We start from the raw sequence: 24,804 nt of genomic DNA, 5'->3' as shown, positions 1-24,804 counted from the left end.
TCTACCAGAAAGGGAAGCGACCTTATGAAACCCGTCAGAATTCGTACCCTCCAAAGTACTGATGCTGAGGCGTTGCTGACATTTGAACTGGACAATCGCGAGTGGTTCGAGCGTTTCATTGACGCGCGCAATGCGGCTTTTTATTCGGTACAAGGCGTCACCGAGCACATTGCGGCTTATTTGTCTGATTTTGCCGCCGGAACCTGGCACCCATTTATCATCGAAGAGGCTGGCGGAAAAATAGTGGGTCGGGCGAACCTGAAAGGTATCGACACGTCCGAGCGGTCGGCAGAAGTCGGCTATCGAATTGCTCAAAGCGCTTGCGGACAGGGACTGGCAACGCTGGCGGTGAGGCATCTGATCCAGGAAGCGCAGTTGCATTGGAACCTTAAACAGCTGGTTGCCAACGTATACGCTGCAAATATAGGCTCGGCAAAAGTACTCAAACGGTGTGGCTTCTTGATCGAGCCTGTATCCCGGCATGAAGGGACAGAGCACGAATATCGGTTTGGCCTTTCGATTTAGATGAGTGACAGTAAGCTGTGACTTGCTTCGGGAGTGTCAGATTTTTTGTGTGCGGGCCGGTAACGGCCTGCCATAAGGCAAGCCCTCATTTCACCAGTTTGACCTGGTAAATCGATCGCCATAAAGAATCGCAAACTGATTCATTGCGCTCTTCCAGTCGTGCGCTGCGCTGCCCCAATTGGCCGTGATGTTTTGCAGTGCCAGCCAGATCAGCTTCGTCGCTGCATCATCAGTCGGGAAGTGGCCTCTTGTCTTGATGATCTTGCGCAACTGAGCATTGATGCTCTCGATGGCGTTAGTGGTGTAGATCACTTTTCGGATGGCAGGCGGGAAGACAAAAAACGGGATGACTCGATCCCAGGCACGTCTCCAAGCGGCTACGACTGTTGGGTATTGTTTGCCCCAAGGCCCCGTTTCAAATGCGTCCAGAGCTTGCTCGGCAGCTTCAACGTTAAGCGCCTGATAAACCGGCTTGAGGGCTTTGGCCAACTCGCGGCGCTTGTCCCAGGAGGCGTAATCAAGACTGTTACGGATCAGGTGCACGATGCAGGTCTGCAAGGTCGTCGTCGGAAACACCGCACTCAAGGCTTCTGGCATGCCTTTAAGGCCGTCAGTTACCGCGATCAATACATCCTCAACGCCACGGGTCTTGAGGTCGTTGAAGACCTTCATCCAGAACTTGGCCCCCTCAGTGGTCTCAATCCAGATGCCCAAAATGTCTCGGGTGCCGTCCGGCAGCACGCCCAGAGCCAGGTAGATGGCCTTGTTGCGAACCAGTCCTTCCTCACGGATTTTGACCCGCAGCGCATCGAAGAAAATCACCGGATACATCGGCTCAAGCGGGCGTTGTTGCCAGGCAGTCACTTCCTCCAACACTGCGTCAGTGACCGAGCTGATGAAATCATGGGAAACATCGGTCCCGTACTGCTCCGAAAGGAATGCCCGGATCTCTCGGACGGTCATGCCACGGGCGTACATGGCAATGATTTTGTCGTCGAAGCCCGTGAACCGACGCTCATGCTTGGGGATCAGCATTGGCGCGAAGCTGCCATCGCGATCCCGAGGAATGTCCAGACGCAGCGGGCCATCATCGGTCAGCACGGTCTTGCTGCTTTTGCCGTTGCGCTGGTTACTCGACTCCTCAGGGCGCTCCGCGCCCTGAGGGTAGCCAAGGTGGTGACCCAGCTCCGCGCCAAGGGCTCGCTCGATAAGCGCCTTTTTGAACGCCATGGATGCGTCCTGAATCGCCTCGGCGCTCATTGGGCCTTTAACGAACTGATCGATCAGCTCCTTCGGAATCGAAGGAAGCTGGGTTTTGGCCTCCGAGGCCGGTTTCTTTTTGGTCGGCATACATGCTCCTTTTCAACATGTTATGCCCGAACACAAAATTTCTGACAGTCCCCTTGCTTCGCCCTGCCCAAGCAGTGTTCGACCTACACCAGCACGGTCAACCACGCCGACACCAGCAGTAAAAAAGCCAGTGCAGTGTTCATGCGTTTGAACGCCTGTGGCGAACCAAAAGCCCGAGCGCTACCCACGCCGAGCAACGCCCACAGGGTCATGCATGGCAAGGAGACCAACAGAAACATCAGCGACAACACCACCAGTCGCAGGGTCTTGTCACCGCCACCGACAAATACGCTAACCACCGCCGCCGCCATCATCCAGACCTTGGGGTTGACCAATTGCAGAGTGGCGGCGCCGAACACGCTGAGACCTTCGTCGCGCGGGGTGGTCGGGTCCAGGGACGGCGGCGCGCTTTGAAAGATTTGCCAGGCCAGCCAACTCAACCAGAGCACCCCGGCCCAAGCCATCGCCTGCTGCACACGGGGAAACCGCAGCAGCGTTTCGCCCACACCGAGCCCGACTGCAAACACAATCAGCGCCGCCGCCCCGCATGCGCCAAAAATGATCGGCAATGTGGCACCCAGCCCTCGCCGTGAACTGTGGCTCAACACCAGAATATTGGTCGGTCCCGGGGTAATCGAGGCAACGAATGCAAACAACAGGAAAGGCAGCAACGATTCCATGGCATGGACTCCTTGATCAGAAAGGAAACCATGATCGCGAGTCAGCGGGATTCAGTCTGGAAGGTTTGAGCAGCGCTTGCGGTAATCCGCGGGTGTGAGCTGATAGGCGCGGCGGAACCAGCGCCCCATATGGCTTTGATCGGCGAACCCGAGAGCACTGGCCACCTGCGCCGGCGACTCGCCCCGCGCCAGCAGCTGTCGCGCCTTGGCCAGGCGCAGCTGGATCAAATAAGCATGAGGCGCCAGCCCAAAGGCTGCCTTGAAGGCCCGCGTCAGGCGAAAGCGATCAACACCACAGGCTTGGGCCAGATCATCCAGCCCGATGTCTTCGTAGACATGGGCATGCAAATAATCACGCGCAACCTGGGCCACCCACGGCAGGCGCGGATCAAAGGCCTGACGCTTGCGCCAATCAAGGTGGCAAGTGAGCGAACCCAACAAGGTGTCGATGGCGCTCTGGCGCACGATGCGCAAGTCGCCCTCATGGAGCGCGTGGAAGGCTTGAAAAATGGCAGTGGCCAGGCGCGGATCCTGGCTCAGGGTGTCGGCAAAACCCGGCTGACTGTTGGTCGGTGCGTGCTCGAACAACGCGTGCAACTCCCGCTCCAGCCAGTGCGGATCGAGGTAGAGCATGGAATAGGTAAACCCCTCCTCGGTCGGCGCATGCCCATCGTGGATCTCCCCCGGCTCCAGCATGAATACCTTGCCCGGCGTACTGAGGTGGCGAACGCGCCGGCAATTGAACTGCTGCACCCCCTGCTCGGTAACCCCGACCAAAAAACTGTCATGCCAATGCGGATCGTAGGCATGCCCCTGAAAATGGGCACGAATCGATTCAATCCCGGTATCGGCGTCCTGGGACAGCTCAATCCAGTTGCGTCTATCCACGGATAGGCTCCAAAGGTAATGGTTCAGCGTTGATCTGTGCGAACGACTAAATTACCGCGCAATGGAAAAGAACGTTTAGAAGATTTGTGCAGGTTCCTCGGCAAATGCATCCTTGATAAATGCCTCCAGCTCTTTCTCTTCAAGCAGCTCAATAGAAAAATGCCCAAAGCGTTTCGGTAACCAAATGATGCGTGTCCCACTGGGCGATTGGAGATTGTCGCGAGACAGTGGTTTTCCGTTCTCATTTTCCGGCTGGACGCCTGCATCGATCAATTCGTCGTAGACGGCCTCAATGTCTGGCGTGGAATAGCAGTGACGGTAGATCGTGCCTTCGCCGTTGGAGTCCATTAGCGCCTTGAGATTTCCGGTAAACGGTTGCACTAACATAAGGCGCTCCGTTCCAAACATGACGATCGCATAGCGCACATGCAAACCGTCGCGCTGCCAATCAAGTGTCTTGGAAATCCTGGCGCTGAAGACTCGGGCGTAATACCTGCACGCTTCCTCGAGGTCTTCGACGAGAACATCCACGTGGCTGAACTTTAATTTCAATGGCCTCACCCTTTTCAGACATACGATTGGTTTGCTGTCAGTCCGGGTATTCTGATTCGCTAACCTTTGCGATAGCGACTAATGTCTGCATTCGGCTGTGGATTCATCTCGCGGACTTGCTTGGCCATCGAGCTGAGTTGATCGCGATCGGAACCGACGTTGGTCACCTCATGCGCAACGATCAAATGGTGGTGTCGACCGCAGTTTGCACGTTGTAGCTGACGATTCCAGTGCCACGCGTCATCATGGAACGGGCGTCTGGATCAGTAGTTAAGCGTATTAGTTGGAGGAGTTGCAATGACAACAATCGATGTGAAATCCCGATTCGAAGCAAAGCTTCTTCGTCCGGCAAAGCCCGGTAATGATACGTCGTGGGCGTTCGTAGTACTGCCAAGAGACGCGAGTGAACAGCTTCCGAGGCGAGGAAGGACGACAGTTGAAGGCACAATCAATGGGCACCATTTCCAGGCAACCCTTGAGCCGGATGGTCAGCTGAGCCATTGGCTGCAGGTAAGTAGAGAGTTATACGAAGCCGCAGGCGCGACCGTTGGGGATATCGTTACGCTTGAGCTAACCCCTGTGAAGAAGGAACCCGAGCCTGACATCCCACCAGATTTTCAGGAGGCACTGGCAGCCACTCCTGAGGCTCGTAAAGTTTGGAACAATACGACGACCCTCGCACGAGTAGACTGGATACACTGGATTACTTCAGCCAAGCAACTTAAGACGCGCGTAAAACGAATGGGTGACGCCTGCGATATGCTTGCATCCGGCAAGAAGCAGGTTTGCTGTTTCGACCAGTCTGGCTATTACAGTAAGGCCTTCCGTGCGCCCGAGGCAGAAAATTTTTAAATGGAACATTCCGTTGAATACGCCTGACTGCCCGAGCCGTTAGTGTCATCGCGCAACATAAGGATATCCCCTTGCGAAGATTGCTCCCCCGTAACAATAAACTCCGAGGCATCCCCCGTCGTCTCCGCGCATTGGAGAACTGGGCCGCGAGTTTTAGCGGCGAGTTCCATCCTCGCATCGATGAGCACGAGCGCTACACACACTGGAAAATCCCGGTACCCAGTACCCTCGCTCAAGGTCCGCAAGCACGTATCGACGATTATCTCCCGGTGGCAGTGAATGTCCGCAAAGGGTCGGTTGCAGCCCTTCGTGACAGGCAGCCATCGATCATAAACAGTCGATGGACAGACTAGTGGAAAACAGGTGGTGTCCTGCTACCCTCTTTACCATAGCCGGGTTTGCCGCCAACCCAGTCGCGTTTCCCCTCGATAGATCTCGCGCTTACCGCGACAAGAAACGCGACATGGCATGTCACCTAATAGTAGATAGCGCCATGAAATTTCGATGCCCTGGCTGTGGTTATATCGGAGACAAACTTCCGCCAACCCATAAGTGTCCTGAATGCGACGAATTTTCCCACGAATGGCTGATTTATGATTGGGAAAGCTTTGCTTCAATCAAGCGTCAACATATTAGATATAACCTTTTAATCATTGGCGTGGCTCTAATTAATTTAGTTGCGGCGATCACCTTGAAATCAACAGAGGTGTTTCAATGGTTGTTCAACTTGTTACTTATCCCGGCAATGATCAGTTTGTTTTATTGTCGAAATCAGCTTGAAAGGAAATCGGAGTATGAAGGACATAGAGGCAGGGATACGCTTCCCTGGTTTATCGGTTTCGGGGGTCTCTAAAGCGTCCAACCCTGTCGTCAGTGCGATCGCAACGGGGGCCGGTCGTTCATGGACGATGCAACGTGAATGAAACGCATCAAGCCGGGAATGATGTGAGAAGCATCTGGCCCAACGCCTCTGAGGGTGGCCGAAGCAAAGTTGCGCTGTTTCGGTAATCCCACAAAATACAAACCCGGTACGTGCTCCGCCTGCCCATGTCGCTGAGCAAGGCTCCCGGTGTCCCCCATGTGTAGATCTGCCAAAAACCCCAGGTTTGGACGAAATCCGGTCGCGAAAACCAAACTGTCCACTTCGGTGTGCTGACCATCGGCCCAAAGCACGCCCGTTGACGTTACTAGCGTGAACATCGGCTTGCGCTCAAAAAGTCCCTGCTTCATGGCTCGACGATAGGTGCCATCATCCAGTACCGGGGTGCTTTGATCGTTCAGCCAACGAGTCTTCTCCACCCCTGTCCACTTGAGCCAAGCATGAAAATCCACACCAAGGATCTTTTGCGGAAAAAATCGAATCGATTCCCTTGTCGCCAATACGACGCTGCTGACTTGAGCCAACTCATGGGCAATTTGTACCGCTGAGTTGGCCGCACCTATGACCACTATTCGTTGGTCTCTGAAGCCATCGACATTTCGGTAATCAGCACTGTGTAAACGTTGCCCGCCAAAACTCTCCAGCCCCTGAATGTCAGGGATAAACGGCTGATTGAATCCGCCGGTGCATACGATCAATGCTTTGGAGCAGAAACGCTGACCATCCGATGCCTGAAGCAAAAACAGTCCATTCTCTTTACGCACTTTCTGGACTCGTATGTTCTGCCGAATGGGTAGCTGGAAAGTGTTCGCGTACTGCTCCAAATAATCTACGACTTCATCGCGTAGCGGATAATGTTTGGCTTCAGCTGGAAAGGGCATCCCAGGTAACGATGAATAAGCAGCAGGGGAAAAAAGTCTCAGGCTGTCGTAATAGTTGCGCCAGTTTCCACCTGGCTGGCTCTCGGCATCCAGAATGAGAAACCTGAGGTTCTGCTGCCGCAGGTGCCAGCCACACGCGAGCCCAGCTTGGCCCGCACCAACAACGATGGCGTCCATGGGCTCGTTTTTTACATTCATGTATGCGCACTCATGCATATATACAGTTAATAAAAAACTAATCTGGCACACCAGGGCAGCAAAACGGGGCCAGACTCTTCATGTGCTGGAGAATGGCTTCGAGCCGTGTCACCACCGCCGCCCCATCCACCTCGTAGAACATCTGCCGGCTGACCTTGGTAGCACGGACGATACCCGCCTCTGATAGCACTTGCAGATGGCGAGATACCACAGAACGCTCTTGAGGCAGCCCCTCGGCAATCTCGGCGATATCCGCACGCCCCAGTTGCATGACTCGCTTGAGCACAGCTACCCGCGACGGCTCGCAAAGAGCTTTGAAGAAGGCTCCATCGAGGGAGTCGATTGCGGCATCAATTGCCCGGGAACGTATAGAGGTTCGGTTCATGCGGATGACTATATGTGCATATCCATGCACACGTCAATTCACCGAATAGACGTCAACAACAGATACCAATAGCACCTGATCAATGCCTGCATGCTCCGAAATAGCGAGTTCGACCGTCAGCCAGGGGTCGATACCTCCCCTCAGCGACAGGCAGCTCGAAAAGTGAGTCACAATTGATCGACGACCCGGCATAGCGTTAGCGTAGCCCCCGAACTAAGGCTCCCAGGATAATCGCAGTGCTCAAGCCAGCAGCTCGCTGATCCACCGGGCCTGTCGGGCGATGTCTTGCACCTTCTCCTCGGGCACGGCCTGCCGCGCCTGGGCGAAGTGGGTGAGGGTCTGCTGCTTATGGCGCAGCATGCGCTGCCACTTGGACAGGAACACCGGGCTGCGTGCCTGCATCTGCAGCGGGCCGAAATACAACTCCTGGGCGCTGTACATTACCGGCCCGTCGCGCTCGGCGACGATGATCTCGTAGTAGAAGCGATTCTCCCGTAGCAGCTCCTCGCAGAGGATGCGGTAGCCATTTTCCATCAGCCATTGGCGCAGTGGTTGCTCGCCGCCGTTGGGCTGCAGGATCAGGCGTTCCTGGCCGCTCAGGCGCGCCTTGCCGCTGTCGAGGATGTCGCGGATCGTCTCGCCGCCCATGCCGCAGATGCTGATCGCCGTGATCCCGTCGCCCGGCTCGATCGCCGCCAGGCCATTGGCCAGGCGCACGGTGATCCGCCGGTCCAGGCCGTTCTCGCGCACGGTGCGTTCGGCCGAGCGGAACGGCGTCATTGCCACCTCGCCGGCCACCGCCGCCGCGATGACGCCACGGCGCATCAACGCCACCGGCAAGTAGCCGTGATCCGAGCCGATATCGGCCAGGCGAGCGCCTGCTGGCACATGCGCCGCCACGTGCTCCAGGCGGATGGACAATGTCTGTTCGTTCAACTGCAGTTCCTTTTCACCACGAATGTCCGGTCACCACGAATGTCCGGCACCTTGGGCCGGATCGGGGAGAGATTCTGTAGAGCAACGCCGTGCATTTCAAATTTATGCGACCAGGGTGATGACTCGCCCCAACGATCATTGCATCGCGACACTGGTGCCCTGCTGGTATTCACGGGGCGTACAGCCAAACTCGCGACGGAACACTGTGTGCAGATACTGCGCAGATTTGAAGCCGCAGTTGGACGCAATGTCTGCAATCGCTGAATCGGTGTTCTCTAGCCTGCTGGTCGCTGCCGCCAGTTTGAAGCGCAGGATCTCGTCATGCACGCTGCAGCCTCGCACTTTGCGAAAGTGCGATTCCAGCGACGAGCGCGACACGCCGACATAAGCCGCCACCTGCGCCGTCTTGATGCCCTGGCAGGCATATTGACGGATGAACAGCAGCGCCTGCATGACGTAGGGGTCACCTAATGGTTGATGCAGACTTGATACCTGCACGTTGATCGAATCAGGGGGTATCAGTATTTGCGTGCCCGTGGACGGCATGCCGTGCAACATCTGATGGAGCAGATGCGCGGCGGTTCGCCCCATGGTTTCGGTGCCCTGGATGACCGAGCTCAGTGGCACCCGGGTCAGGCTGCGGGTCAGCGGGTCGTTGTCGATGCCGATCAACGCCACCTGCTCCGGCACGGCGATTCCGGCGGTCAGGCAGGCTTGCAGTAGCTGCCGGGCGCGCGCGTCACTGACGGCGATGATGCCGATGGGTTTGGGCAGGCTTTGCAGCCAGGCGATCTGCTGTTCGACGGCGCTGTCCCAGAGCGGCGCGCTGGTGCCCATGCCGCGATAGACCTCAGCGTGCAGGCCATCGCGTTGCATCAGCCGGCGAAAGGCTTTTTCCCGTTCCTGAGCCCAACGATTGGCTTGTGCTTCAGGCAGGCTGAAGCAGGCAAAACGCGTCAGCCCGGCCTCGATCAGGTGCTCATACGCCAGCGTCATCAGCGCGGCATTGTCGGTGGCGACGTACGGAATACCTTTCGGATAGGCTCGCACATCCTGATAAGAACCGCCCACCGCCACCACGGGCAACTTGATTGCGGCCAGCGCCTCGCCAATCAGCGGGTCGTCGAAGTCGGCAATGATCCCGTCACCCTGCCAGCGCTCGATCCCTTTCAACCGGCAGAGGAAATCCTCCTCAAGAAACAAGTCCCAGGATGCGCGCGTGCTGCTCAGGTAGTTGCCGATGCCGCTAATGATGCCGCGGTCGTAGATCTTGCTGCCATTGAACAGCAGTGCAATGCGGTGAACGGGCGGTACGGTTTTCATTGTTCTTGTCCTGGGCCGTCAACACCGAGGCGGTCGGCACAGACTAGGCGCGCAGGCGACGAATCTCAATACTCAAAATCGCACCCTGTGTTGGTGACTTTCATAATCAGCAGCCACAAGGCCGTTGCTAGTATCGAGACACCGCCAAGAACAACAAGGACATTGCCAATGCAGTACTTTCCCGATGTCGACAAGATTCGCTACGAAGGCCCCGCCAGCGACTCTCCCCTCGCCTTCCGCCACTACGATGCCAACAAACTTATCCTCGGCAAACCGATGCGCGAGCACCTGCGCATGGCTGCCTGCTATTGGCACACCTTCGTCTGGCCGGGCTCCGATGTGTTCGGTGCAGGGACCTTCAAGCGTCCGTGGCAGCAAGCGGCAGATCCGATGGAGATGGCCATCGGCAAGGCGCAGGCCGCTTTCGAGTTCTTCTCCAAACTCGGCATCGACTACTACTGCTTCCACGATACGGATGTCGCCCCGGAGGGCAGTTCGCTAAAGGAATACCGCAACCACTTCGCGCAGATGATCGACCACCTGGAGCGCCATCAGGAACAGAGCGGGATCAAGCTGCTGTGGGGAACCGCCAACTGTTTCAGCAACCCGCGCTTCGCCGCAGGTGCCGCCAGCAACCCGGACCCGCAAGTGTTCGCCTGTGCCGCCGCTCAGGTATTCAGCGCCTTGAACGCTACCCAACGCCTCAAAGGGTCCAACTACGTGTTGTGGGGCGGTCGCGAGGGCTACGAAACCCTGCTCAACACCGACTTGAAACGCGAACGCGAACAACTGGGTCGTTTCATGCGCATGGTCGTCGAGCATAAGCACAAGATCGGTTTCAAAGGTGAACTGCTGATCGAACCCAAGCCACAGGAGCCGACCAAGCACCAATACGATTACGACAGCGCCACCGTCTTTGGCTTTCTGCATCAGTTCGGCCTGGAAAACGAAATCAAGGTCAACATCGAGGCCAACCATGCAACCCTGGCGGGTCATAGCTTCCATCACGAAATCGCAACGGCCGCCTCGTTGGGGATCTTCGGCAGCATCGATGCCAACCGTGGTGATCCGCAGAACGGCTGGGATACCGACCAGTTTCCCAATAGCGTCGAAGAGATGACCCTGGCCACCTACGAAATTCTCAAAGTCGGTGGTTTCAAGAATGGCGGGTTCAACTTCGACTCCAAGGTTCGCCGCCAAAGCCTCGACGAGATCGATCTGTTCCATGGCCACGTCGCCGCGATGGACGTCCTCGCCCTGTCCCTGGAGCGCGCGGCGGCCATGGTGCAGAACGACCGACTCCAGCAATTCAAGGATCAACGCTATGCCGGCTGGCAGCAGCCATTGGGGCTGGCGGTTTTGGCGGGTGAGTTCAGCCTCCAGTCACTGGCCGAACACGCCTTCGCCAACGAACTGAATCCGCAGGCCGTCAGCGGCAGGCAGGAGATGCTCGAAAACGTCGTGAACCGGTTTATCTACAACTGACGGTCAACAAAGTCCGCTGGCGGCGCTGTGACATTCGCGCGACAAATCTATGCCCGCGGCACCTGCCGACTCTCTACAGTTCTACCGGCACGATACTCATCGTCAGGCAGTGTCTTTCAAACAACAATAAAAGGACGCACCATCATGAAGAAACTAAAACGCACACTATTCGCCGGCGCCCTGTCTCTGCTATCACTTTCCGTCATGGCCGATTCTGCCCACCCGAAAATCGGTTTCTCCATTGATGACCTGCGGCTGGAACGCTGGTCACGTGACCGGGATTACTTCGTCGCGGCGGCGGAAAAAATGGACGCCAAGGTCTTCGTGCAATCGGCCGATGCCAACGAGCAAAAGCAGATTTCGCAAATCGAAAACCTCATCTCCCGTGGCGTCGATGTGATCGTCATCGTGCCATTCAACGCCACCGTACTGACCAATGCCGTCGCCGAAGCCAAGAAGGCCGGGATCAAGGTCGTGTCCTATGATCGCCTGATTCTCAACGCCGATATCGACGCCTACATTTCCTTCGATAACGAAAAGGTCGGCGAGATGCAGGCCAGCGGCGTGCTGCAAGCAGCGCCCAAGGGCAACTACTTTTTGCTCGGTGGCGCGCCGACCGACAACAACGCAAAGGTCCTGCGCGAAGGTCAGATGAAAGTGCTGCAACCGGCGATCGACAAGGGTGATATCAAAATCGTCGGCCAACAGTGGGTGAAGGAATGGAACCCCACCGAAGCGCTGAGCATTGTCGAAAATGCCCTGACCCGAAACGACAACAAGATTGATGGCATCGTCGCCTCCAACGACGCCACTGCAGGCGGTGCCATCCAGGCACTGGCCGCGCAGAAATTGGCCGGCAAGGTGCCAATCTCGGGTCAGGACGCAGACCTGGCAGCGGTCAAGCGAGTGATCAATGGCACTCAGACCATGACCGTCTACAAACCGCTGAAACTCATCGCCTCCGAAGCCGCCAAGCTGTCAGTGCAACTGGCGCGTAACGAGAAACCCACCTACAGCTCGCAGTACGACAATGGCAGTAAAAAAGTCGACACCATCTTGCTCACCCCGACCCCGTTGACCAAGGACAACATCGACCTGCTGGAACAGGACGGGTTCTACACCAAGGCGCAGATTGCCGGCCAGTGATCCATCGAGCGGTACAGACTCCAGAGCAAGCTTGAGTGCAATCCTGCGGGGCGAGCCAATCCGATCCCGCGGGGTTTGCCTCCCGCCTGTTGCTTATGTTTGAGCCCTTTGTGTGAGCCCTCGCCATGTCCGATTACCTGCTGCAAATGAACGGTATCGTCAAAACCTTCGGCGGTGTCAAAGCCCTCAATGGCATCGACATCAGGGTCAAGCCTGGTGAGTGCGTGGGACTGTGCGGCGAGAACGGCGCCGGTAAATCCACGCTGATGAAAATCCTGTCGGCGGTCTACCCCTATGGTACCTGGGAGGGTGAAATCCTCTGGGACGGCCAGCCCCTCAAGGCGCAATCGATCAGCGAAACCGAGGCCGCCGGTATCGTCATCATTCACCAGGAATTGACCCTGGTTCCCGACCTGTCAGTGGCCGAAAACATTTTCATGGGCCATGAGCTGACGCTGCCCGGCGGGCGCATGAATTACCCGGCGATGATCCACCGCGCCGAAGCCCTGATGCGTGAACTGAAAGTGCCGGACATGAACGTATCGCTACCGGTTTCGCAGTACGGCGGTGGCTACCAGCAACTGGTGGAAATCGCCAAGGCACTGAACAAGCAAGCGCGCCTGCTGATCCTCGATGAGCCTTCATCGGCCCTGACCCGTTCGGAAATCGAGGTGCTGCTGGATATCATCCGCGACCTTAAGGCCAAGGGCGTTGCCTGCGTTTACATCTCTCACAAGCTTGATGAAGTGGCCGCCGTATGCGACACCATTTCGGTGATCCGTGACGGCCAACACATTGCCACGACCGCCATGGCGGACATGGACATTCCAAAGATCATCACCCAAATGGTCGGACGGGAAATGAGCAACCTCTACCCCACCGAGCCCCACGACATTGGTGAAGTGATTTTCGAGGCGCGCCACGTCACCTGCTACGACGTCGACACCCCGAAACGCAAACGGGTCGACGACATTTCATTTGTCCTCAAACGCGGTGAAATCCTCGGCATCGCCGGGCTGGTCGGCGCCGGACGCACGGAACTGGTGTCGGCGCTGTTCGGCGCTTACCCCGGTCGCCACGAAGGCGAAGTCTGGCTGGACGGCCAACTGATCGACACACGCACGCCGCGCAATTCAATCCGCGCCGGCCTGGGCATGGTGCCCGAGGACCGCAAGCGCCAGGGCATCATTCCGGATCTGGGGGTCGGCCAGAACATCACCCTGGCCGTGCTGGACAATTACTCAAAACTGACCCGCATCGACGCCGAAGCCGAACTGGGTAGCATCGAGCGGGAAATCTCGCGCATGCACATCAAAACCGCGAGCCCGTTCCTGCCGATCACCAGCCTCTCTGGCGGCAACCAACAAAAAGCCGTGTTGGCGAAGATGCTGTTGACCAAACCCCGGGTGCTGATTCTCGATGAGCCCACCCGAGGTGTGGATGTCGGCGCCAAGTACGAAATCTACAAGTTGATGGGGGCGCTGGCGGCCGAAGGTGTGTCGATCATCATGGTGTCCTCGGAGCTGGCCGAAGTGCTCGGCGTCTCCGACCGCGTCCTGGTGATCGGCGAAGGCCAGTTGCGCGGCGACTTCATCAACCACGCACTCACCCAGGAACAGGTGCTCGCCGCCGCGCTCAGCCAACCCGCTGGCCATCACCCTAATGATCGGAAATCCGTGTAGATGAATCAGATCAAACAGCTTTTCACCCGCTACAAAATGCTCGCGCTAGTGATCGCTGTGGCGATTATCTGGCTGTTCTTCAGTTGGCAGACCGAGGGCGGATTTCTGACCCCACGCAACCTCTCCAACCTGCTGCGACAGATGTCCATCACAGGGATTCTCGCCTGCGGCATGGTGCTGGTAATCATCAGCGGCGAGATCGATTTGTCGGTCGGTTCATTGCTGGGCCTGCTGGGTGGACTGGCGGCGATTCTCGACGTGATCTACCACATACCGCTGTTGGCGAACCTGAGCCTGGTCGCCCTGTGCGGATTGATGATCGGTTTGGCCAACGGCTACATGACCGCCTACCTGCGGATCCCCTCTTTCATCGTCGGGCTGGGCGGCATGTTGGCCTTTCGTGGCATCTTGCTGGGAATTACCGGCGGCACCACCATCGCCCCGGTATCGCCGGAGCTGGTCTACATTGGCCAGGGTTATCTGCCGCACGCGGTAGGCACCGGTTTGGGCGTGCTGCTGTTTGCGCTGACACTTTTCCTGACCTGGAAACAACGCCGCAATCGTGCTCTCCACGGCCTGGCGGCACACTCGATGATGCGTGACGTATTGCGCGTGGTGTTGATCGGCGCGGTACTGGCCGGGTTCGTCTATACCCTCAACAGCTACGACGGGATTCCGGTTCCGGTGCTGCTTCTGCTGATGCTACTGGGCGTGTTCAGCTACGTGACCAGCCAGACCGTCTTCGGAAGACGCGTTTATTCAGTGGGTAGCAACATGGAAGCCACGCGCCTGTCCGGGATCAACGTACAGGCCGTGAAGCTGTGGATTTTCGGCATCATGGGCGTGATGTGCGCCCTCGCCGGCGTGGTCAACACCGCCCGCCTTGCCGCCGGCTCACCCTCGGCTGGCAGCATGGGCGAACTCGACGCCATCGCCGCCTGCTTCATCGGCGGTACCTCCATGCGCGGCGGCTCCGGCACGGTCTACGGCGCCCTTCTCGGCGCGTTGGTCATCACCAGTCTGGACAACGGCATGTCCATGCTCGACGTAGACAGCTACTGGCAGATGATTGTCAAAGGCAGCATTCTGGTGTTAGCCGTGTGGGTCGATGTGAGCACCCGGACCGGGCGTTATTCGGCCAGCCGATGATCGGACTCATGAGCGACAAGATTGGCCGGCGAACGCTCACCTTCTGCTCAACAGTGGGGCGAATTTCGAAACTGATTAAGAACCATCGTGACCGGGAGCTTTTCAGTAAGCCCCTTCCCGCACGACCCGCCTGACCTCAGCCTGTATGGCATAAGCCGGCGCCTCCACAGCATTGAAGTCTTGTGTATAGCGCTGGGCAAATCCTTCTACCCCCCATTCCTGATACTGCTGCACATGCTTTAGTTCGTGCGCCCAGAGCGCGATGTTCTGTTCTGCGGTTTGAGCGTCCCGGAAGAGGATGATGTCGATCAGCGTCACGGCACCGACATCGGGGTTTTGCAGCATGGCAGTGGCGGCGTTGAATTGGCCGTTGTCGCTAACTTTGTAGCGCGCGGCATCGAGGACGCTGGGGTCGTACCAGCGCAGCAGTTGCTCGCGGATGTGCGGCGCAATGGGTTGGCTGCCGGTGCTGGCTTCAGCGCGGGCTTGGGTCAGCCACAGCGCCAGGGCAGGTGCTGCGATCTGGTAGATGCCATCAGGCAGGGGACCGAGCACCTGCCCTACATCTGGCAGGCAGATACAGCCGTCCAGACACACTTGTTTCTCGCCAGTTGGGCAGGCGTTGCTCTGGGCCGGCACTTCAAGCGTCAGGCATAGAACAAACAGCGCCACCAGGCGCGTGGTCATGGGCGGCATTGGGCGCTCCAGGGACGGACGCAGCGCCAGATCGCGCGCGCCCAACATGATCAGTGCTCCACACGTTGTTTTCGTCTAATTATGGCCAAGACCATGCATCCAGAAGAACACAGCAAAGCCTAGTTCAGCGATGGCAGCCGTTCCAGGCCCGGGTGCCGGGCGCTCGATCCGGAGGTTGCGCAATAACGACGCGGCGCAGCGATGCTATCGTTCTATCTATTGCAAGCGATCAGGACGCAGATGCAATGACGCCACGGGCAGGCGAATCGAAAATTTTTCGAGTGATAGATGACTATGAAAATCACCAGTCTGATTGTGGCGCTGTTGGTACTGATGCAAGGCTGCGCCTGGGCGCCGCCTCGCCTGGACGCGGTGCCGTCCGAGTTGACGGCGAGAGCGCAGATCCCGGGAATGACCGGGGTGCGTTATGTCGCCGGTGGAGACATGACAGAGCTGAGCCGAGTCGCACTTGAAGCGCTGCAGCGGGAAGAGGCCTACCTTGTGAAGCAGGGGCACAAGGGACCTTTGCCGCCAGCAGTATTTCTGGCCATTTCGGGCGGCGGTGACAACGGCGCGTTCACCGCGGGATTGTTGAATGGCTGGACGGCTACAGGAAAGCGTCCTGAATTCAAACTCGTTACCGGCATCAGCACGGGCGCGCTGATTGCACCTTTCGCCTTTCTTGGGCCGAAATACGACGCGACGCTGAAGAGGGTCTATACCACCTTATCGCCGAAAGACGTCCTTGTGCCGCGCAGCTTTATCTCAGGCGTCTTGAGCGATGCGATGTCGGACAATGCACCGCTGTTGAAGCTGACGCGCAAATCGGTGACCGAGGATACGCTCAAGGAGATCGCCGCCGAGTACGCGAAGGGCCGCTTTCTGTTGATCGCCACCGCTGACCTCGATGCGCGACGCCCGATTATCTGGGACATGGGGAAAATCGCGACCTATGGTGGTCCTGAGGCATTGGACCTTTTCGTGAAAATCATGATCGCATCCGCCTCGATTCCGGGAGGATTTCCGCCAATGATGATCGATGTGGAGGTCGACGGTAAAACCTATCAGGAAATGCACGTAGACGGGGGCATCATGGCGCAGGTCTTCGCTTATCCGGCCGGGATCCGTATCAACGAGGAGGCGGCAAAAGCAGGATTCACCCGCGAGCGTAAACTCTACGTGATACGCAACGCGCGACTCGATCCGGACTGGGCGGATGTCGAGCGCAGCACCATGAGCATCGCTGGGCGCGCGATCGCCTCGTTGATCCACAGCCAAGGCATCGGCGACCTCTACCGGATCTATGCCACCACCCAGCGCGACGGTGTGGACTTCAACCTCGGATTCATACCGGCGAGCTTCAACTTCCCCCACAAGGAAGAGTTCGACAACGAGTACATGCGCAAGCTCTACGACACCGGTTATGACATGGCGTTGCAGGGCTTCCCGTGGCTCAAGGTGCCGCCCGGATTCGTGCCTCCAGGTGGAAGAGCAACGGGAAAATAAGTTCGATTTCGTTGAGCAAAGGACCAAGGGTCCGTCGACAGTCATGTCGAGATGAATTCGGTTAACCAGTCCGGTTCACCTCACAGACAGCCATCAGTCAAAAGCAGTCATTTCCCACTCCTGGAACATGGCCATCAGCTATAGATTTTAGGATAGAAACGACCTGTCAGGATTTTGGCTTAAGCATTAGTAACGCGTTAATGTCAGATGGTAACGGGCGATACAATTACGAATCTGTCGGGTAGAACCCGGCAGGATAGCCTCCGCAGGTCCACGCTTTGGCTAAGCATTCGCGCAAATGGCTAATGCCGATCAGATGGACTCAGCTCCACCGGGGAATTTTACGTAAACTTTACGGGTAGCCATGTTGACTCAATTGATACTGTGCGGTGCTCATCAGCCAGGCGTTCTTTTATGTCCATTGCAGTACTGCGGCTTATCGGATTTATTCTGGGTATTTTTTTGATCACGTTGGCCGTGAGCATGGTTATTCCCATGTTTACACTGGTGGTTTATGAGCGCAGTGATGATCTGTCGGCGTTTCTCTGGTCGAGCCTGATCACTTTCGTCTGTGGACTGGCGCTGATTATTCGCGGGCGTCCAGAGGTTGCCCAACTTCGTCCACGAGATATGTACCTGTTGACCACGACCAGTTGGGTTGTCGTCTGCGCCTTTGCGGCTTTGCCGATGGTGCTCATCCATCACATCAGCTACACCGATGCGTTTTTTGAAACGATGTCCGGCATCACCACTACCGGCTCGACGATTTTGACGGGGCTGGATACCGCGTCACCAGGATTACTGATTTGGCGCTCGATGCTGCACTGGCTCGGCGGAATTGGTTTTATCGGCATGGCCGTGGCGATTTTGCCTTTGTTGCGAGTCGGCGGCATGCGTTTGTTTCAGACAGAATCTTCAGACTGGTCAGAGAAAGTCACACCACGCTCTCACGTCGCGGCGAAGTATATTCTGGTGCTCTACCTCGGGCTGACCGGGGTGTCCGCTCTGGCGCTATGGGTAGCGGGAATGACGCCTTTCGAAGCGATCAATCATGCGATGTCATTTATTTCAACGGGCGGCTTTTCAACCTCGGATGCATCCCTGGCGCACTGGCCTCAACCGGCTATTCATTGGGTATCCGTGGTCGTCATGATTCTCGGCAGCCTGCCTTTCACCTTGTATGTCGCCACACTACGGGGCAACAAAAGTGCGTTATTAAAAGACCATCAGGTGCGAGGGTTCATTGGGTTTCTGGTGATTACCTGGCTGCTATTTGGTACGTGGTTGTGCATTAACAGTGACTACAGCTGGTGGGAAGCGTTTCGTATCGTGGCCGTCAATGTAACCTCGGTGGTCACGACCACGGGTTTAGCCCTCGGGGATTACACCTTATGGGGCAGCTTTTCTGTTTTGCTGTTTTTCTATTTGACCTTCGTCGGCGGCTGCTCTGGGTCTACGGCGGGAGGGCTTAAAATATTCCGCTTTCAGGTCGCCTCCTCCTTGCTGATGGGCAGCCTGAAACAACTGATTCATCCTCGTGCGGTGATTCGGAAAAAATACAACGGCCATCCCATTGACGAAGACATCGCACGTTCACTGCTGACCTTTTCATTCTTTTTCACCATCACCATCGGTGGCATTGCCCTGGGGTTGGCGCTGATCGGTCTTGATTGGACGACAGCCTTAAGCGGTGCTGCCACCGCAGTTTGCAACGTGGGTCCCGGACTGGGGACGATCATTGGTCCAGCAGGCAACTTCTCGACCTTGCCGGATGCGGCAAAATGGCTGCTGACGGTCGGCATGCTCTTGGGAAGGCTGGAAATTTTGACGGTGCTGGTGCTGCTCACACCAGTCTTTTGGAGGTACTAATTGAGTCGATAGCGACGGTCTGGCCTAGACCGTCGCAGTGGATGGTCAGACTTCTGTCTGCCATTCGGCAGGCTGTCCTGCTTGATGATTCCAGAAGGTCTGGAACAGACATCCCGCTGTCAGCATGCAGTGAGGGACTTCCAGCGTCGGCAGGAGCGTCAGCAATTGCTGGTTGATGACGTTTCCTTTGGCGATCGCCAGTACTTGCTCGTTGGTCAGTGAATGCATCAATACCCTCCATGGTGGCTGGAGGTGAGCTTACCTGACCGAGGCCTTGGGTGAATTATTTAATGTGGCCGATTTCTGCCTGTCATGACCGGTTGAATCCACAGCCAACAGCAGTCCTTCAATTATGCCGAGGCGCGCGTTGCTGGCTGCAGCACCTCGCATCAACCGGGTTAATCGACGACTTTTATCTGCGTCAGCCCTACCCGCTCAGCCTGCTCTAAAATCTCCGCCGGCGTCGCGTCCGCAGTGGGCATGATCAGGCTGTTCTCACCATCCCCAAAATGCAGCTGTAGCAGGTGCATCGCCGCCTCATGGACAGGCAGTTGAGGTTGCTCGAGTTCGAACATGTGCGCGCGTGGTTCGCCGTTGAACAGGTATTCCAGGGTGTAGTTGCGCATGGTGGGATCCTCGTAGTAGGAAGTGCAACTGTCCATCCTGACTTCAGCCAGCTTTTAGTTCGGCTGCTCGGCTTTGCACTGGCCGCTTTCTGCTTGGGATAACGTCAGGAACTACACCGGACGTGCTTGCAGCGCCTGGGCGAAGGCCTCTGGTGTCGGGCTTTCCGGCCAGCTCGGGGTACCCTCGGCCAGCTGCAGCCAGGGCTGCCTTCGCTTCACCCAAATGTGCGCAATGGGCTTGATTGCAGCACTGTTGTGCAGGGTCCCGGCGCGTAATACCAGCATACCGGGAGCCGCGCTGGTGGTGTTGTAGATGCGCGTATGGCAATGGGCGCAGAGCCGATGATGGCTGGCCGGGTGCGCGCCTTCGTAGCGGTAGTCGCTTAACTCGCCAGTGATCTGCAGAGCATCCTCGGGCAATAGTGCGTGCAAGCCAAACGCACTGCCGCTGGTTGTCTGGCAATCCAGACAATGGCAGGCATAGCTCGGTGGCAAGTTATCCGTAGCAACAACGTAGCTCACCGCGCCACAATGGCATCCACCCGTAATCTTCATGCAATCCCCCTTTTGTATGCGTTAGCCACTGTTGCCGTGCAGCATGACGTTGGCGCGGGGTGAAACCAACTCCCTAAAGTTGCTGTGCCGCTAGTAGGAAATGTATGAGCCCACTCACCCTGCATTGGGAAAATCAGCGCGCATTCCTCGCAGTTCTGCGCACTGGAAGCTTGTCCGGTGCCGCGCGCATGCTGGGTATCGCCCAGGCCACGGCGCGCCGTCGCATTGAGGCACTGGAAAGCAGCGTGGGTGTCAATCTGTTTACCCGCTCCCCCGCAGGCTTGATTCCCACGGAAACAGCCCGTGAGCTGATCGCCCATGTGGAGAGCATGGCGCTGGCCGCCGAAGCCTTCAACCGCGCAGCTTCAGCCGAAGCGATAGCCGGTGGAGGGACGGTGCGAATCACCAGCAGCGACTTGCTGGGCATCGAAGTGCTGCCGCAGTTGCTGCAACCCATCGGCCGTGCCCATCCTCAGCTGGCCTTTGAACTGAGCGTCAACAACCGTCTTGAAGCCCTGGCCCGCCAGGAAGCGGACATTGCCATTCGCACTCACCGCCCCACAGAGGCAGACGTGATAACCCGGCGTGTTGGTGCCTTGCAGATTGGGCTGTACGCGACCCAGGAGTTGCTTGATCGGTATGGCACACCCACCAGTCTGGAAAGCTTGGCGCGCCTGCCCATGATCGGCCCCGACCGCAACCTCGCCGACATCCAGACCCTCAGCGCGCGGGGCTTTCCCTTTGCGCAGCAGCACTTCCAACTGCGCAGCGACAATCACCTCGCTCTACAGGCCGCCCTGCGCGCAGGCATCGGTATAGGGGTGTGCCCGAGCCAGTTGGCGGCGCGCGACGGGCTGACCCGCGTGCTGCCCGATGCGCTGGATTTTGCCGTGGATGTATGGATTGCCACGCATCGCGACTTGAGGCGCATACCGCGCATCCAGCAGGCCTTCGACGCGCTGGCCGCAGCGCTGGAGGCCTATTTGGATGAGCGTGTTTCGTTGCCGGCTGCCGCCATCAGCGACGTTTCCAGAAAACCGATCAGCGCCTGAATACGGCTGCTGCGGTTTTTCCGCGAGGGCACCAGCAAGGTGATGGGCGCGCTGTCGAATTGCCAGTCCTCCAACACACGGACCAGAGTGCCTTTGGCAATCGCATCCGTTACGTCCCACTGCGACCGCAGTACCAACCCTAACCCCTGCTCGGCCCAGCGCCGGGCAACGCCACCATCGTTGCTCAACAGCGCCGGTTCGATGCGCACAGTGTGCCGCGCCGAACGCTTGCGCAGGTGCCACAAGGTGACGTCTTCCTCGTTCTCACGGATGCAGACGCAGCGATGCCCAGCCAACTCATCCGGCGCGTGTGGCGTGCCGTGGCGGCTCAGATAGTCGGGGCTGGCGCATAACCAACGCTCGTTCTGGGCCAGAGGTCGCGCAACCCATGAACTGTCGTTGACGCGACCGATATGGATCACCGCATCGCTGTCGTGACGATCCGGCCAGGGCGTTTCACGTAGATCCAGGTGCAGGCGCAACTGCGGATGCAGTTTGGCGAAGCGCGCCAGCAACGGAGCCAACCGCTGCCGTCCATAACCAAAGGGGGCCGCCAGGCGCAGGGTGCCGACCAGTTGATCGTCGTGCTGTTTGAAGGACTCCGGCAGCGCCTCCAGTTGCTCCAGCAACAATGCACTTTCCCGCGCAAAACGTTCGCCTTCAGCGGTCAAGCTCAGGCGCCGGGCATCGCGATTGGCCAGGGTTGTGCCGAGCAGTGCCTCGAGTTTACGCAGGCGCATGGACAGGGCCGGTGGCGACACATTCAGTGTTCTGGCAGCCGCACTCAGAGATTCAGAGCGCGCCAGGGTTACCGCCAAACGCAGATCTTCGATAGCGATCATTCAGATTCACTTAAAGATAGATGACGCCTGATTGAACCACAGCTTCACGATTGCTGCGTAGAGTCAGCATCACAACCACCACCGGACTACCGATCATGTCAGCCACCCTGCTTGCCCTCGATACACCGGCCGCCCTCATAGACATGGCCCGTATGCACCGCAACATAGTACGTATGCAGTTGCGCATGGACAGCCTGGAGGTGCGCCTGCGCCCCCACGTGAAAACCAGCAAATGTCTGCCGGTTCTGCGTGCGCAGATAGCCGCCGGCGCTGCCGGGGTCACGGTCTCCACCCTGAAGGAAGCCGAGTACTGCTTCGCCGACGGCGTCGCCGACGTGCTGTACGCCGTTGCAATGACACCTGGAAAGTTGCTCCAGGTACTGACGCTCAGACGCAAGGGCTGCCGTTTGAGCATCATTACCGACAGCGTGGCTGGAGCGCAGGCCATCGTCGCCTTCGGCCAACAGCACGATGAATGCTTCGAGGTATGGATTGAAATCGACAGCGACGGCCATCGTTCCGGGCTCAAGGTCGAGGATCCGGCATTACTGCAAGTCGCCCAGGTGCTGTGTGCCGGAAGCATGCAACTCGTCGGCGTAATGACCCACGCCGGGTCCAGCTATGAGCTGGATAACCTGCAAGCCTTGCAGGCCATGGCCGAACAGGAGCGCGCCACCTGTGTCGCCGCTGCGCAAACGATTCGCGCTGCCGGCCTGCCATGCCCGCAGGTTAGCGTCGGCTCGACGCCAACAGCGCTGTCGGCACTGAGCCTGGAAGGAGTCACCGAAGTGCGGGCTGGCGTGTACGTGTTCTTCGATCTGGTGATGCACAACATTGGCGTGTGCCAGCCAGAAGACCTGGCGCTGAGCGTACTTACCACGGTAATCGGACATCAGGTCGAAAAAGGCTGGTTACTCACCGACTCAGGCTGGATGGCCATGAGCCGTGACCGCGGCACCCAGAAACAACACCGGGACTTCGCCTACGGCCAGGTTTGCACGGCCGATGGCAACTGGATTGAGGGAGCGCTGCTCAGCGGTGCCAATCAGGAGCACGGCATTATTACCTTCGAGCCTGAACAAGGGCGGGACCTGGTTGCCCAATTTCCAATCGGCAGTCGCCTGCGCATCCTGCCCAACCACGCCTGCGCAACTGGCGCGCAGTTCCCTCACTACCATGCCTGCGACATCGACGGTGGGGTACACACCTGGAGTCGCCTGCATGGCTGGTAAAGACGCAGCGCTCATCGCGCGTATACACACCGCTGCCGCAGCAGCTCCTGGTGGTCATTATGCTCAGGCAGTGAGCTATCAGGGCCTGCTGTATATATCCGGGCAACTGCCGGTACGTGCGGATGGCAGCCATAGCGCCGACCAGAGTTTTGATGTTCAGGCCTCAATCGCTCTCGATAATTTACTGGCGATCCTGACACAGGCAGGCTGCCTGCCCGACGATCTGCTGAAGGTGACCCTGTACATCGTCGGCATTGAACATTGGCCAGTACTGGATAAGCGTTATGCCTGCTGCCTGGGCGAGCATCGCCCGGCTCGCGCCGTGGTGCCGGTACCGGCACTGCATCATGGCTACCTGATCGAGGTTGACGCGATTGCACGGCATCCAGGCCCCTGTAACTAAAGCCATCAGCCATAGCGATGGCTCGTATAAGGGCGAGCACAGTTCATTACGCAACGCGCTTTATCTACCTTTGTTCCAGCGATCACCCATGGTCGCACTAGCCTAGGTACTCATCATGCGTAACCACGCGCGGTTCTATCTCGCGACCATACTGACAGCCGCCCTGTTCACAGGTGCAACCTATTCGCTGCCTTCCACTGCTGGGCCAGCACCACAGACATCGACCGTAGGTGCTGCATCGACACATAAACCCGCACTCGCAGGAGTTTACGCCTTCAACCTCGGCAAGTTCCGCATCATCGCCCTGAGCGACGGGACGCTGCCACTGGATCTGCATCCGCTGCTTAGAGGCATCAGTCCAAAGCAGATCGACGCACTGCTGCAACGCGGATTTACTCGCAACCCGCTGGAAACGTCGATCAATGCCTACCTCGTCGATACGGGCTCACACGTGGTGCTGGTCGATACCGGCGCTGGTGAGCTGTTCGGTAGCGTTGGCGGAAAGCTACCCGAAAGCCTGGCTGCCGCGGGTTACGAGCCGGCACAGATCAGCGATGTGCTGATTACCCACATCCATACCGATCACTCCGGCGGCCTGGTACGCAGCGGGCAAATGATGTTTCCCAATGCGACCATCCACGTCGGCCAAGCCGATGTCGACTTCTTTCTGGATCGCGCCAACCTGGAAAAGGGGCTGAAACCGGCGCATCTGGAAGAAGCGTTGAAGACAGTTGGCCCCTACCAGCGTGCAGGCAAGCTGAAGCCCTTCGCCGCCCAATCAGAAATCCTTCCGGGTATCACCGCCATTCCCACGCCGGGACATACCCCGGGCCACAGCTTCTTTCGGGTCGTTAGCGAAGGCGAGAGTATCGATTTCTGGGGCGACATCATGCACGTCGGCCTCATCCAGTTCTCGCGCCCAGAGGTGACTATCACCTTCGACGTCAACCAGAACGCTGCTCGCGCCCAGCGGCTAGAACAATTCGAGACCGCCGCGAGTGAACAGCGTTTGTCAGCGGTCGCTCACTTACCCTTTCCGGGGATAGGTCACATCCGACGCGAAGCCGGCAGGTATGAGTGGGTACCCGCCCAATACCGCAATCGCGACTAA

Annotated in this window: 25 protein-coding genes and 1 pseudogene; 12 read left to right on the top strand and 14 right to left on the bottom strand. The window is 57.8% G+C overall.

What is annotated here, in order from left to right; genetic code table 11:
• The first annotated feature begins 24 nt into the window (after positions 1–24).
• Complete coding sequence (locus PSH65_RS11810; RefSeq protein WP_305426345.1) at positions 25–525, top strand: GNAT family N-acetyltransferase; 501 nt, start codon at positions 25–27, stop codon at positions 523–525.
• Between the two features lie 90 nt (positions 526–615).
• On the opposite strand, the gene PSH65_RS11805 is transcribed toward PSH65_RS11810, so the two are convergent.
• From PSH65_RS11805 to PSH65_RS11785, 5 genes and pseudogenes are all read right to left on the bottom strand, one after another.
• The gene (locus PSH65_RS11805) at positions 616–1,875 is read right to left on the bottom strand and encodes an IS256 family transposase (RefSeq protein WP_305422598.1); all 1,260 of its coding nucleotides are present in this window, start codon (positions 1,873–1,875) and stop codon (positions 616–618) included.
• An 83-nt stretch (positions 1,876–1,958) separates the two neighbouring features.
• Positions 1,959–2,555 (bottom strand): LysE family translocator, encoded by a 597-nt coding sequence (locus PSH65_RS11800; protein WP_305426344.1) that lies wholly within the window; start codon positions 2,553–2,555, stop codon positions 1,959–1,961.
• A 51-nt stretch (positions 2,556–2,606) separates the two neighbouring features.
• Positions 2,607–3,443: an AraC family transcriptional regulator gene (locus PSH65_RS11795; protein WP_305426343.1), complete on the bottom strand. Its 837-nt coding sequence runs from the start codon at positions 3,441–3,443 to the stop codon at positions 2,607–2,609.
• Positions 3,444–3,518: 75 nt separating this feature from the next.
• On the bottom strand, positions 3,519–3,995 hold the full coding sequence (locus PSH65_RS11790; RefSeq protein WP_305426342.1) for a VOC family protein: 477 nt from the start codon (positions 3,993–3,995) through the stop codon (positions 3,519–3,521).
• 107 nt (positions 3,996–4,102) lie between these two features.
• Positions 4,103–4,263: pseudogene (locus PSH65_RS11785) on the bottom strand (IS5/IS1182 family transposase); the annotation flags it as partial.
• Positions 4,264–4,292: 29 nt separating this feature from the next.
• Between PSH65_RS11785 and PSH65_RS11780 the strand changes: the two are divergent.
• Positions 4,293–4,847, top strand: a complete 555-nt coding sequence (locus PSH65_RS11780) for a YdeI/OmpD-associated family protein (protein ID WP_305426341.1) — start codon at positions 4,293–4,295, stop codon at positions 4,845–4,847.
• A gap of 870 nt (positions 4,848–5,717) precedes the next feature.
• Here the strand turns inward: PSH65_RS11780 and PSH65_RS11775 are convergent.
• From PSH65_RS11775 to PSH65_RS11760, 4 genes are all read right to left on the bottom strand, one after another.
• Complete coding sequence (locus tag PSH65_RS11775; protein WP_305426340.1) at positions 5,718–6,806, bottom strand: NAD(P)/FAD-dependent oxidoreductase; 1,089 nt, start codon at positions 6,804–6,806, stop codon at positions 5,718–5,720.
• A gap of 37 nt (positions 6,807–6,843) precedes the next feature.
• On the bottom strand, positions 6,844–7,191 hold the full coding sequence (locus PSH65_RS11770) for a helix-turn-helix transcriptional regulator (protein ID WP_305426339.1): 348 nt from the start codon (positions 7,189–7,191) through the stop codon (positions 6,844–6,846).
• Positions 7,192–7,431: 240 nt separating this feature from the next.
• On the bottom strand, positions 7,432–8,127 hold the full coding sequence (locus PSH65_RS11765) for a tRNA (adenine(22)-N(1))-methyltransferase TrmK (protein WP_305426338.1): 696 nt from the start codon (positions 8,125–8,127) through the stop codon (positions 7,432–7,434).
• 135 nt (positions 8,128–8,262) lie between these two features.
• Positions 8,263–9,450, bottom strand: coding sequence for a XylR family transcriptional regulator (locus tag PSH65_RS11760; protein ID WP_305426337.1), 1,188 nt, complete (start codon positions 9,448–9,450; stop codon positions 8,263–8,265).
• 168 nt (positions 9,451–9,618) lie between these two features.
• Here PSH65_RS11760 and xylA point away from each other — a divergent pair, with 168 nt between their 5' ends.
• From xylA to PSH65_RS11740, 4 genes are all read left to right on the top strand, one after another.
• Complete coding sequence (gene xylA / locus PSH65_RS11755) at positions 9,619–10,935, top strand: xylose isomerase (RefSeq protein ID WP_305426336.1); 1,317 nt, start codon at positions 9,619–9,621, stop codon at positions 10,933–10,935.
• Positions 10,936–11,079: 144 nt separating this feature from the next.
• Positions 11,080–12,081, top strand: a complete 1,002-nt coding sequence (xylF, locus tag PSH65_RS11750) for a D-xylose ABC transporter substrate-binding protein (RefSeq protein WP_052964704.1) — start codon at positions 11,080–11,082, stop codon at positions 12,079–12,081.
• Positions 12,082–12,206: 125 nt separating this feature from the next.
• A complete protein-coding gene (xylG, locus tag PSH65_RS11745; protein WP_305426335.1) occupies positions 12,207–13,763 on the top strand; it encodes a D-xylose ABC transporter ATP-binding protein in 1,557 nt (518 codons plus the stop codon).
• Positions 13,764–14,912: a sugar ABC transporter permease gene (locus PSH65_RS11740; RefSeq protein ID WP_305426334.1), complete on the top strand. Its 1,149-nt coding sequence runs from the start codon at positions 13,764–13,766 to the stop codon at positions 14,910–14,912. It begins immediately after the preceding gene.
• Positions 14,913–15,014: 102 nt separating this feature from the next.
• Here PSH65_RS11740 and PSH65_RS11735 read toward each other — a convergent pair whose 3' ends face one another.
• Entirely contained in the window at positions 15,015–15,608 is a 594-nt protein-coding gene (locus PSH65_RS11735; RefSeq protein ID WP_305426974.1) for a DUF4157 domain-containing protein, read from the bottom strand.
• A gap of 294 nt (positions 15,609–15,902) precedes the next feature.
• Between PSH65_RS11735 and PSH65_RS11730 the strand changes: the two genes are divergently transcribed.
• Both PSH65_RS11730 and PSH65_RS11725 read left to right on the top strand, forming a co-directional pair.
• The gene (locus tag PSH65_RS11730; RefSeq protein WP_305426333.1) at positions 15,903–17,114 is read left to right on the top strand and encodes a patatin-like phospholipase family protein; all 1,212 of its coding nucleotides are present in this window, start codon (positions 15,903–15,905) and stop codon (positions 17,112–17,114) included.
• Between the two features lie 414 nt (positions 17,115–17,528).
• On the top strand, positions 17,529–18,983 hold the full coding sequence (locus PSH65_RS11725; protein ID WP_305426332.1) for a TrkH family potassium uptake protein: 1,455 nt from the start codon (positions 17,529–17,531) through the stop codon (positions 18,981–18,983).
• A gap of 45 nt (positions 18,984–19,028) precedes the next feature.
• On the opposite strand, the gene PSH65_RS11720 is transcribed toward PSH65_RS11725, so the two are convergent.
• The 3 genes from PSH65_RS11720 to PSH65_RS11710 all read right to left on the bottom strand — a co-directional run bounded on the left by PSH65_RS11720 (position 19,029) and on the right by PSH65_RS11710 (position 20,164).
• Positions 19,029–19,211: a hypothetical protein gene (locus tag PSH65_RS11720; RefSeq protein WP_305426331.1), complete on the bottom strand. Its 183-nt coding sequence runs from the start codon at positions 19,209–19,211 to the stop codon at positions 19,029–19,031.
• 170 nt (positions 19,212–19,381) lie between these two features.
• Positions 19,382–19,609 (bottom strand): hypothetical protein, encoded by a 228-nt coding sequence (locus PSH65_RS11715; RefSeq protein ID WP_305426330.1) that lies wholly within the window; start codon positions 19,607–19,609, stop codon positions 19,382–19,384.
• Positions 19,610–19,720: 111 nt separating this feature from the next.
• Complete coding sequence (locus tag PSH65_RS11710) at positions 19,721–20,164, bottom strand: GFA family protein (protein WP_305426329.1); 444 nt, start codon at positions 20,162–20,164, stop codon at positions 19,721–19,723.
• A gap of 104 nt (positions 20,165–20,268) precedes the next feature.
• On the opposite strand from PSH65_RS11710, the gene PSH65_RS11705 reads away from it, so the two are divergent.
• The gene (locus PSH65_RS11705) at positions 20,269–21,216 is read left to right on the top strand and encodes a LysR family transcriptional regulator (protein WP_305426328.1); all 948 of its coding nucleotides are present in this window, start codon (positions 20,269–20,271) and stop codon (positions 21,214–21,216) included.
• On the opposite strand, the gene PSH65_RS11700 is transcribed toward PSH65_RS11705, so the two are convergent.
• Positions 21,144–22,058: a LysR family transcriptional regulator gene (locus PSH65_RS11700; RefSeq protein WP_305426327.1), complete on the bottom strand. Its 915-nt coding sequence runs from the start codon at positions 22,056–22,058 to the stop codon at positions 21,144–21,146. The two genes, PSH65_RS11705 and PSH65_RS11700, sit on opposite strands and share 73 nt — an antisense overlap.
• A 95-nt stretch (positions 22,059–22,153) precedes the next feature.
• On the opposite strand from PSH65_RS11700, the gene PSH65_RS11695 reads away from it, so the two are divergent.
• From PSH65_RS11695 to PSH65_RS11685, 3 genes are all read left to right on the top strand, one after another.
• On the top strand, positions 22,154–23,290 hold the full coding sequence (locus tag PSH65_RS11695; protein WP_305426326.1) for a DSD1 family PLP-dependent enzyme: 1,137 nt from the start codon (positions 22,154–22,156) through the stop codon (positions 23,288–23,290).
• The gene (locus PSH65_RS11690; protein ID WP_305426325.1) at positions 23,280–23,693 is read left to right on the top strand and encodes a RidA family protein; all 414 of its coding nucleotides are present in this window, start codon (positions 23,280–23,282) and stop codon (positions 23,691–23,693) included. Before PSH65_RS11695 ends, PSH65_RS11690 begins: the two co-directional genes overlap by 11 nt.
• Positions 23,694–23,808: 115 nt before the next feature.
• Positions 23,809–24,804, top strand: coding sequence for an MBL fold metallo-hydrolase (locus tag PSH65_RS11685; protein WP_305426324.1), 996 nt, complete (start codon positions 23,809–23,811; stop codon positions 24,802–24,804).

Source organism: Pseudomonas sp. FP603 (assembly GCF_030687415.1).
Lineage (GTDB): Bacteria > Pseudomonadota > Gammaproteobacteria > Pseudomonadales > Pseudomonadaceae > Aquipseudomonas > Aquipseudomonas wuhanensis.
The sequence above is the reverse complement of the archived record's forward strand: the minus strand, read 5'-3'. Positions and strand labels throughout refer to the sequence as shown.

Bases quoted from the DNA above. Each gene is read 5' to 3' on its own strand.
- PSH65_RS11810 (WP_305426345.1), top strand. From the start codon at position 25: ATGAAACCCGTCAGAATTCGTACCCTCCAAAGTACTGATGCTGAGGCG.
- PSH65_RS11805 (WP_305422598.1), bottom strand. From the start codon at position 1,875: ATGCCGACCAAAAAGAAACCGGCCTCGGAGGCCAAAACCCAGCTTCCT.
- PSH65_RS11800 (WP_305426344.1), bottom strand. From the start codon at position 2,555: ATGGAATCGTTGCTGCCTTTCCTGTTGTTTGCATTCGTTGCCTCGATT.
- PSH65_RS11780 (WP_305426341.1), top strand. From the start codon at position 4,293: ATGACAACAATCGATGTGAAATCCCGATTCGAAGCAAAGCTTCTTCGT.
- PSH65_RS11775 (WP_305426340.1), bottom strand. From the start codon at position 6,806: ATGAATGTAAAAAACGAGCCCATGGACGCCATCGTTGTTGGTGCGGGC.
- PSH65_RS11770 (WP_305426339.1), bottom strand. From the start codon at position 7,191: ATGAACCGAACCTCTATACGTTCCCGGGCAATTGATGCCGCAATCGAC.
- PSH65_RS11760 (WP_305426337.1), bottom strand. From the start codon at position 9,450: ATGAAAACCGTACCGCCCGTTCACCGCATTGCACTGCTGTTCAATGGC.
- xylA (WP_305426336.1), top strand. From the start codon at position 9,619: ATGCAGTACTTTCCCGATGTCGACAAGATTCGCTACGAAGGCCCCGCC.
- xylF (WP_052964704.1), top strand. From the start codon at position 11,080: ATGAAGAAACTAAAACGCACACTATTCGCCGGCGCCCTGTCTCTGCTA.
- xylG (WP_305426335.1), top strand. From the start codon at position 12,207: ATGTCCGATTACCTGCTGCAAATGAACGGTATCGTCAAAACCTTCGGC.
- PSH65_RS11740 (WP_305426334.1), top strand. From the start codon at position 13,764: ATGAATCAGATCAAACAGCTTTTCACCCGCTACAAAATGCTCGCGCTA.
- PSH65_RS11735 (WP_305426974.1), bottom strand. From the start codon at position 15,608: ATGCCGCCCATGACCACGCGCCTGGTGGCGCTGTTTGTTCTATGCCTG.
- PSH65_RS11730 (WP_305426333.1), top strand. From the start codon at position 15,903: ATGAAAATCACCAGTCTGATTGTGGCGCTGTTGGTACTGATGCAAGGC.
- PSH65_RS11725 (WP_305426332.1), top strand. From the start codon at position 17,529: ATGTCCATTGCAGTACTGCGGCTTATCGGATTTATTCTGGGTATTTTT.
- PSH65_RS11720 (WP_305426331.1), bottom strand. From the start codon at position 19,211: ATGCATTCACTGACCAACGAGCAAGTACTGGCGATCGCCAAAGGAAAC.
- PSH65_RS11715 (WP_305426330.1), bottom strand. From the start codon at position 19,609: ATGCGCAACTACACCCTGGAATACCTGTTCAACGGCGAACCACGCGCG.
- PSH65_RS11710 (WP_305426329.1), bottom strand. From the start codon at position 20,164: ATGAAGATTACGGGTGGATGCCATTGTGGCGCGGTGAGCTACGTTGTT.
- PSH65_RS11705 (WP_305426328.1), top strand. From the start codon at position 20,269: ATGAGCCCACTCACCCTGCATTGGGAAAATCAGCGCGCATTCCTCGCA.
- PSH65_RS11700 (WP_305426327.1), bottom strand. From the start codon at position 22,058: ATGATCGCTATCGAAGATCTGCGTTTGGCGGTAACCCTGGCGCGCTCT.
- PSH65_RS11695 (WP_305426326.1), top strand. From the start codon at position 22,154: ATGTCAGCCACCCTGCTTGCCCTCGATACACCGGCCGCCCTCATAGAC.
- PSH65_RS11690 (WP_305426325.1), top strand. From the start codon at position 23,280: ATGGCTGGTAAAGACGCAGCGCTCATCGCGCGTATACACACCGCTGCC.
- PSH65_RS11685 (WP_305426324.1), top strand. From the start codon at position 23,809: ATGCGTAACCACGCGCGGTTCTATCTCGCGACCATACTGACAGCCGCC.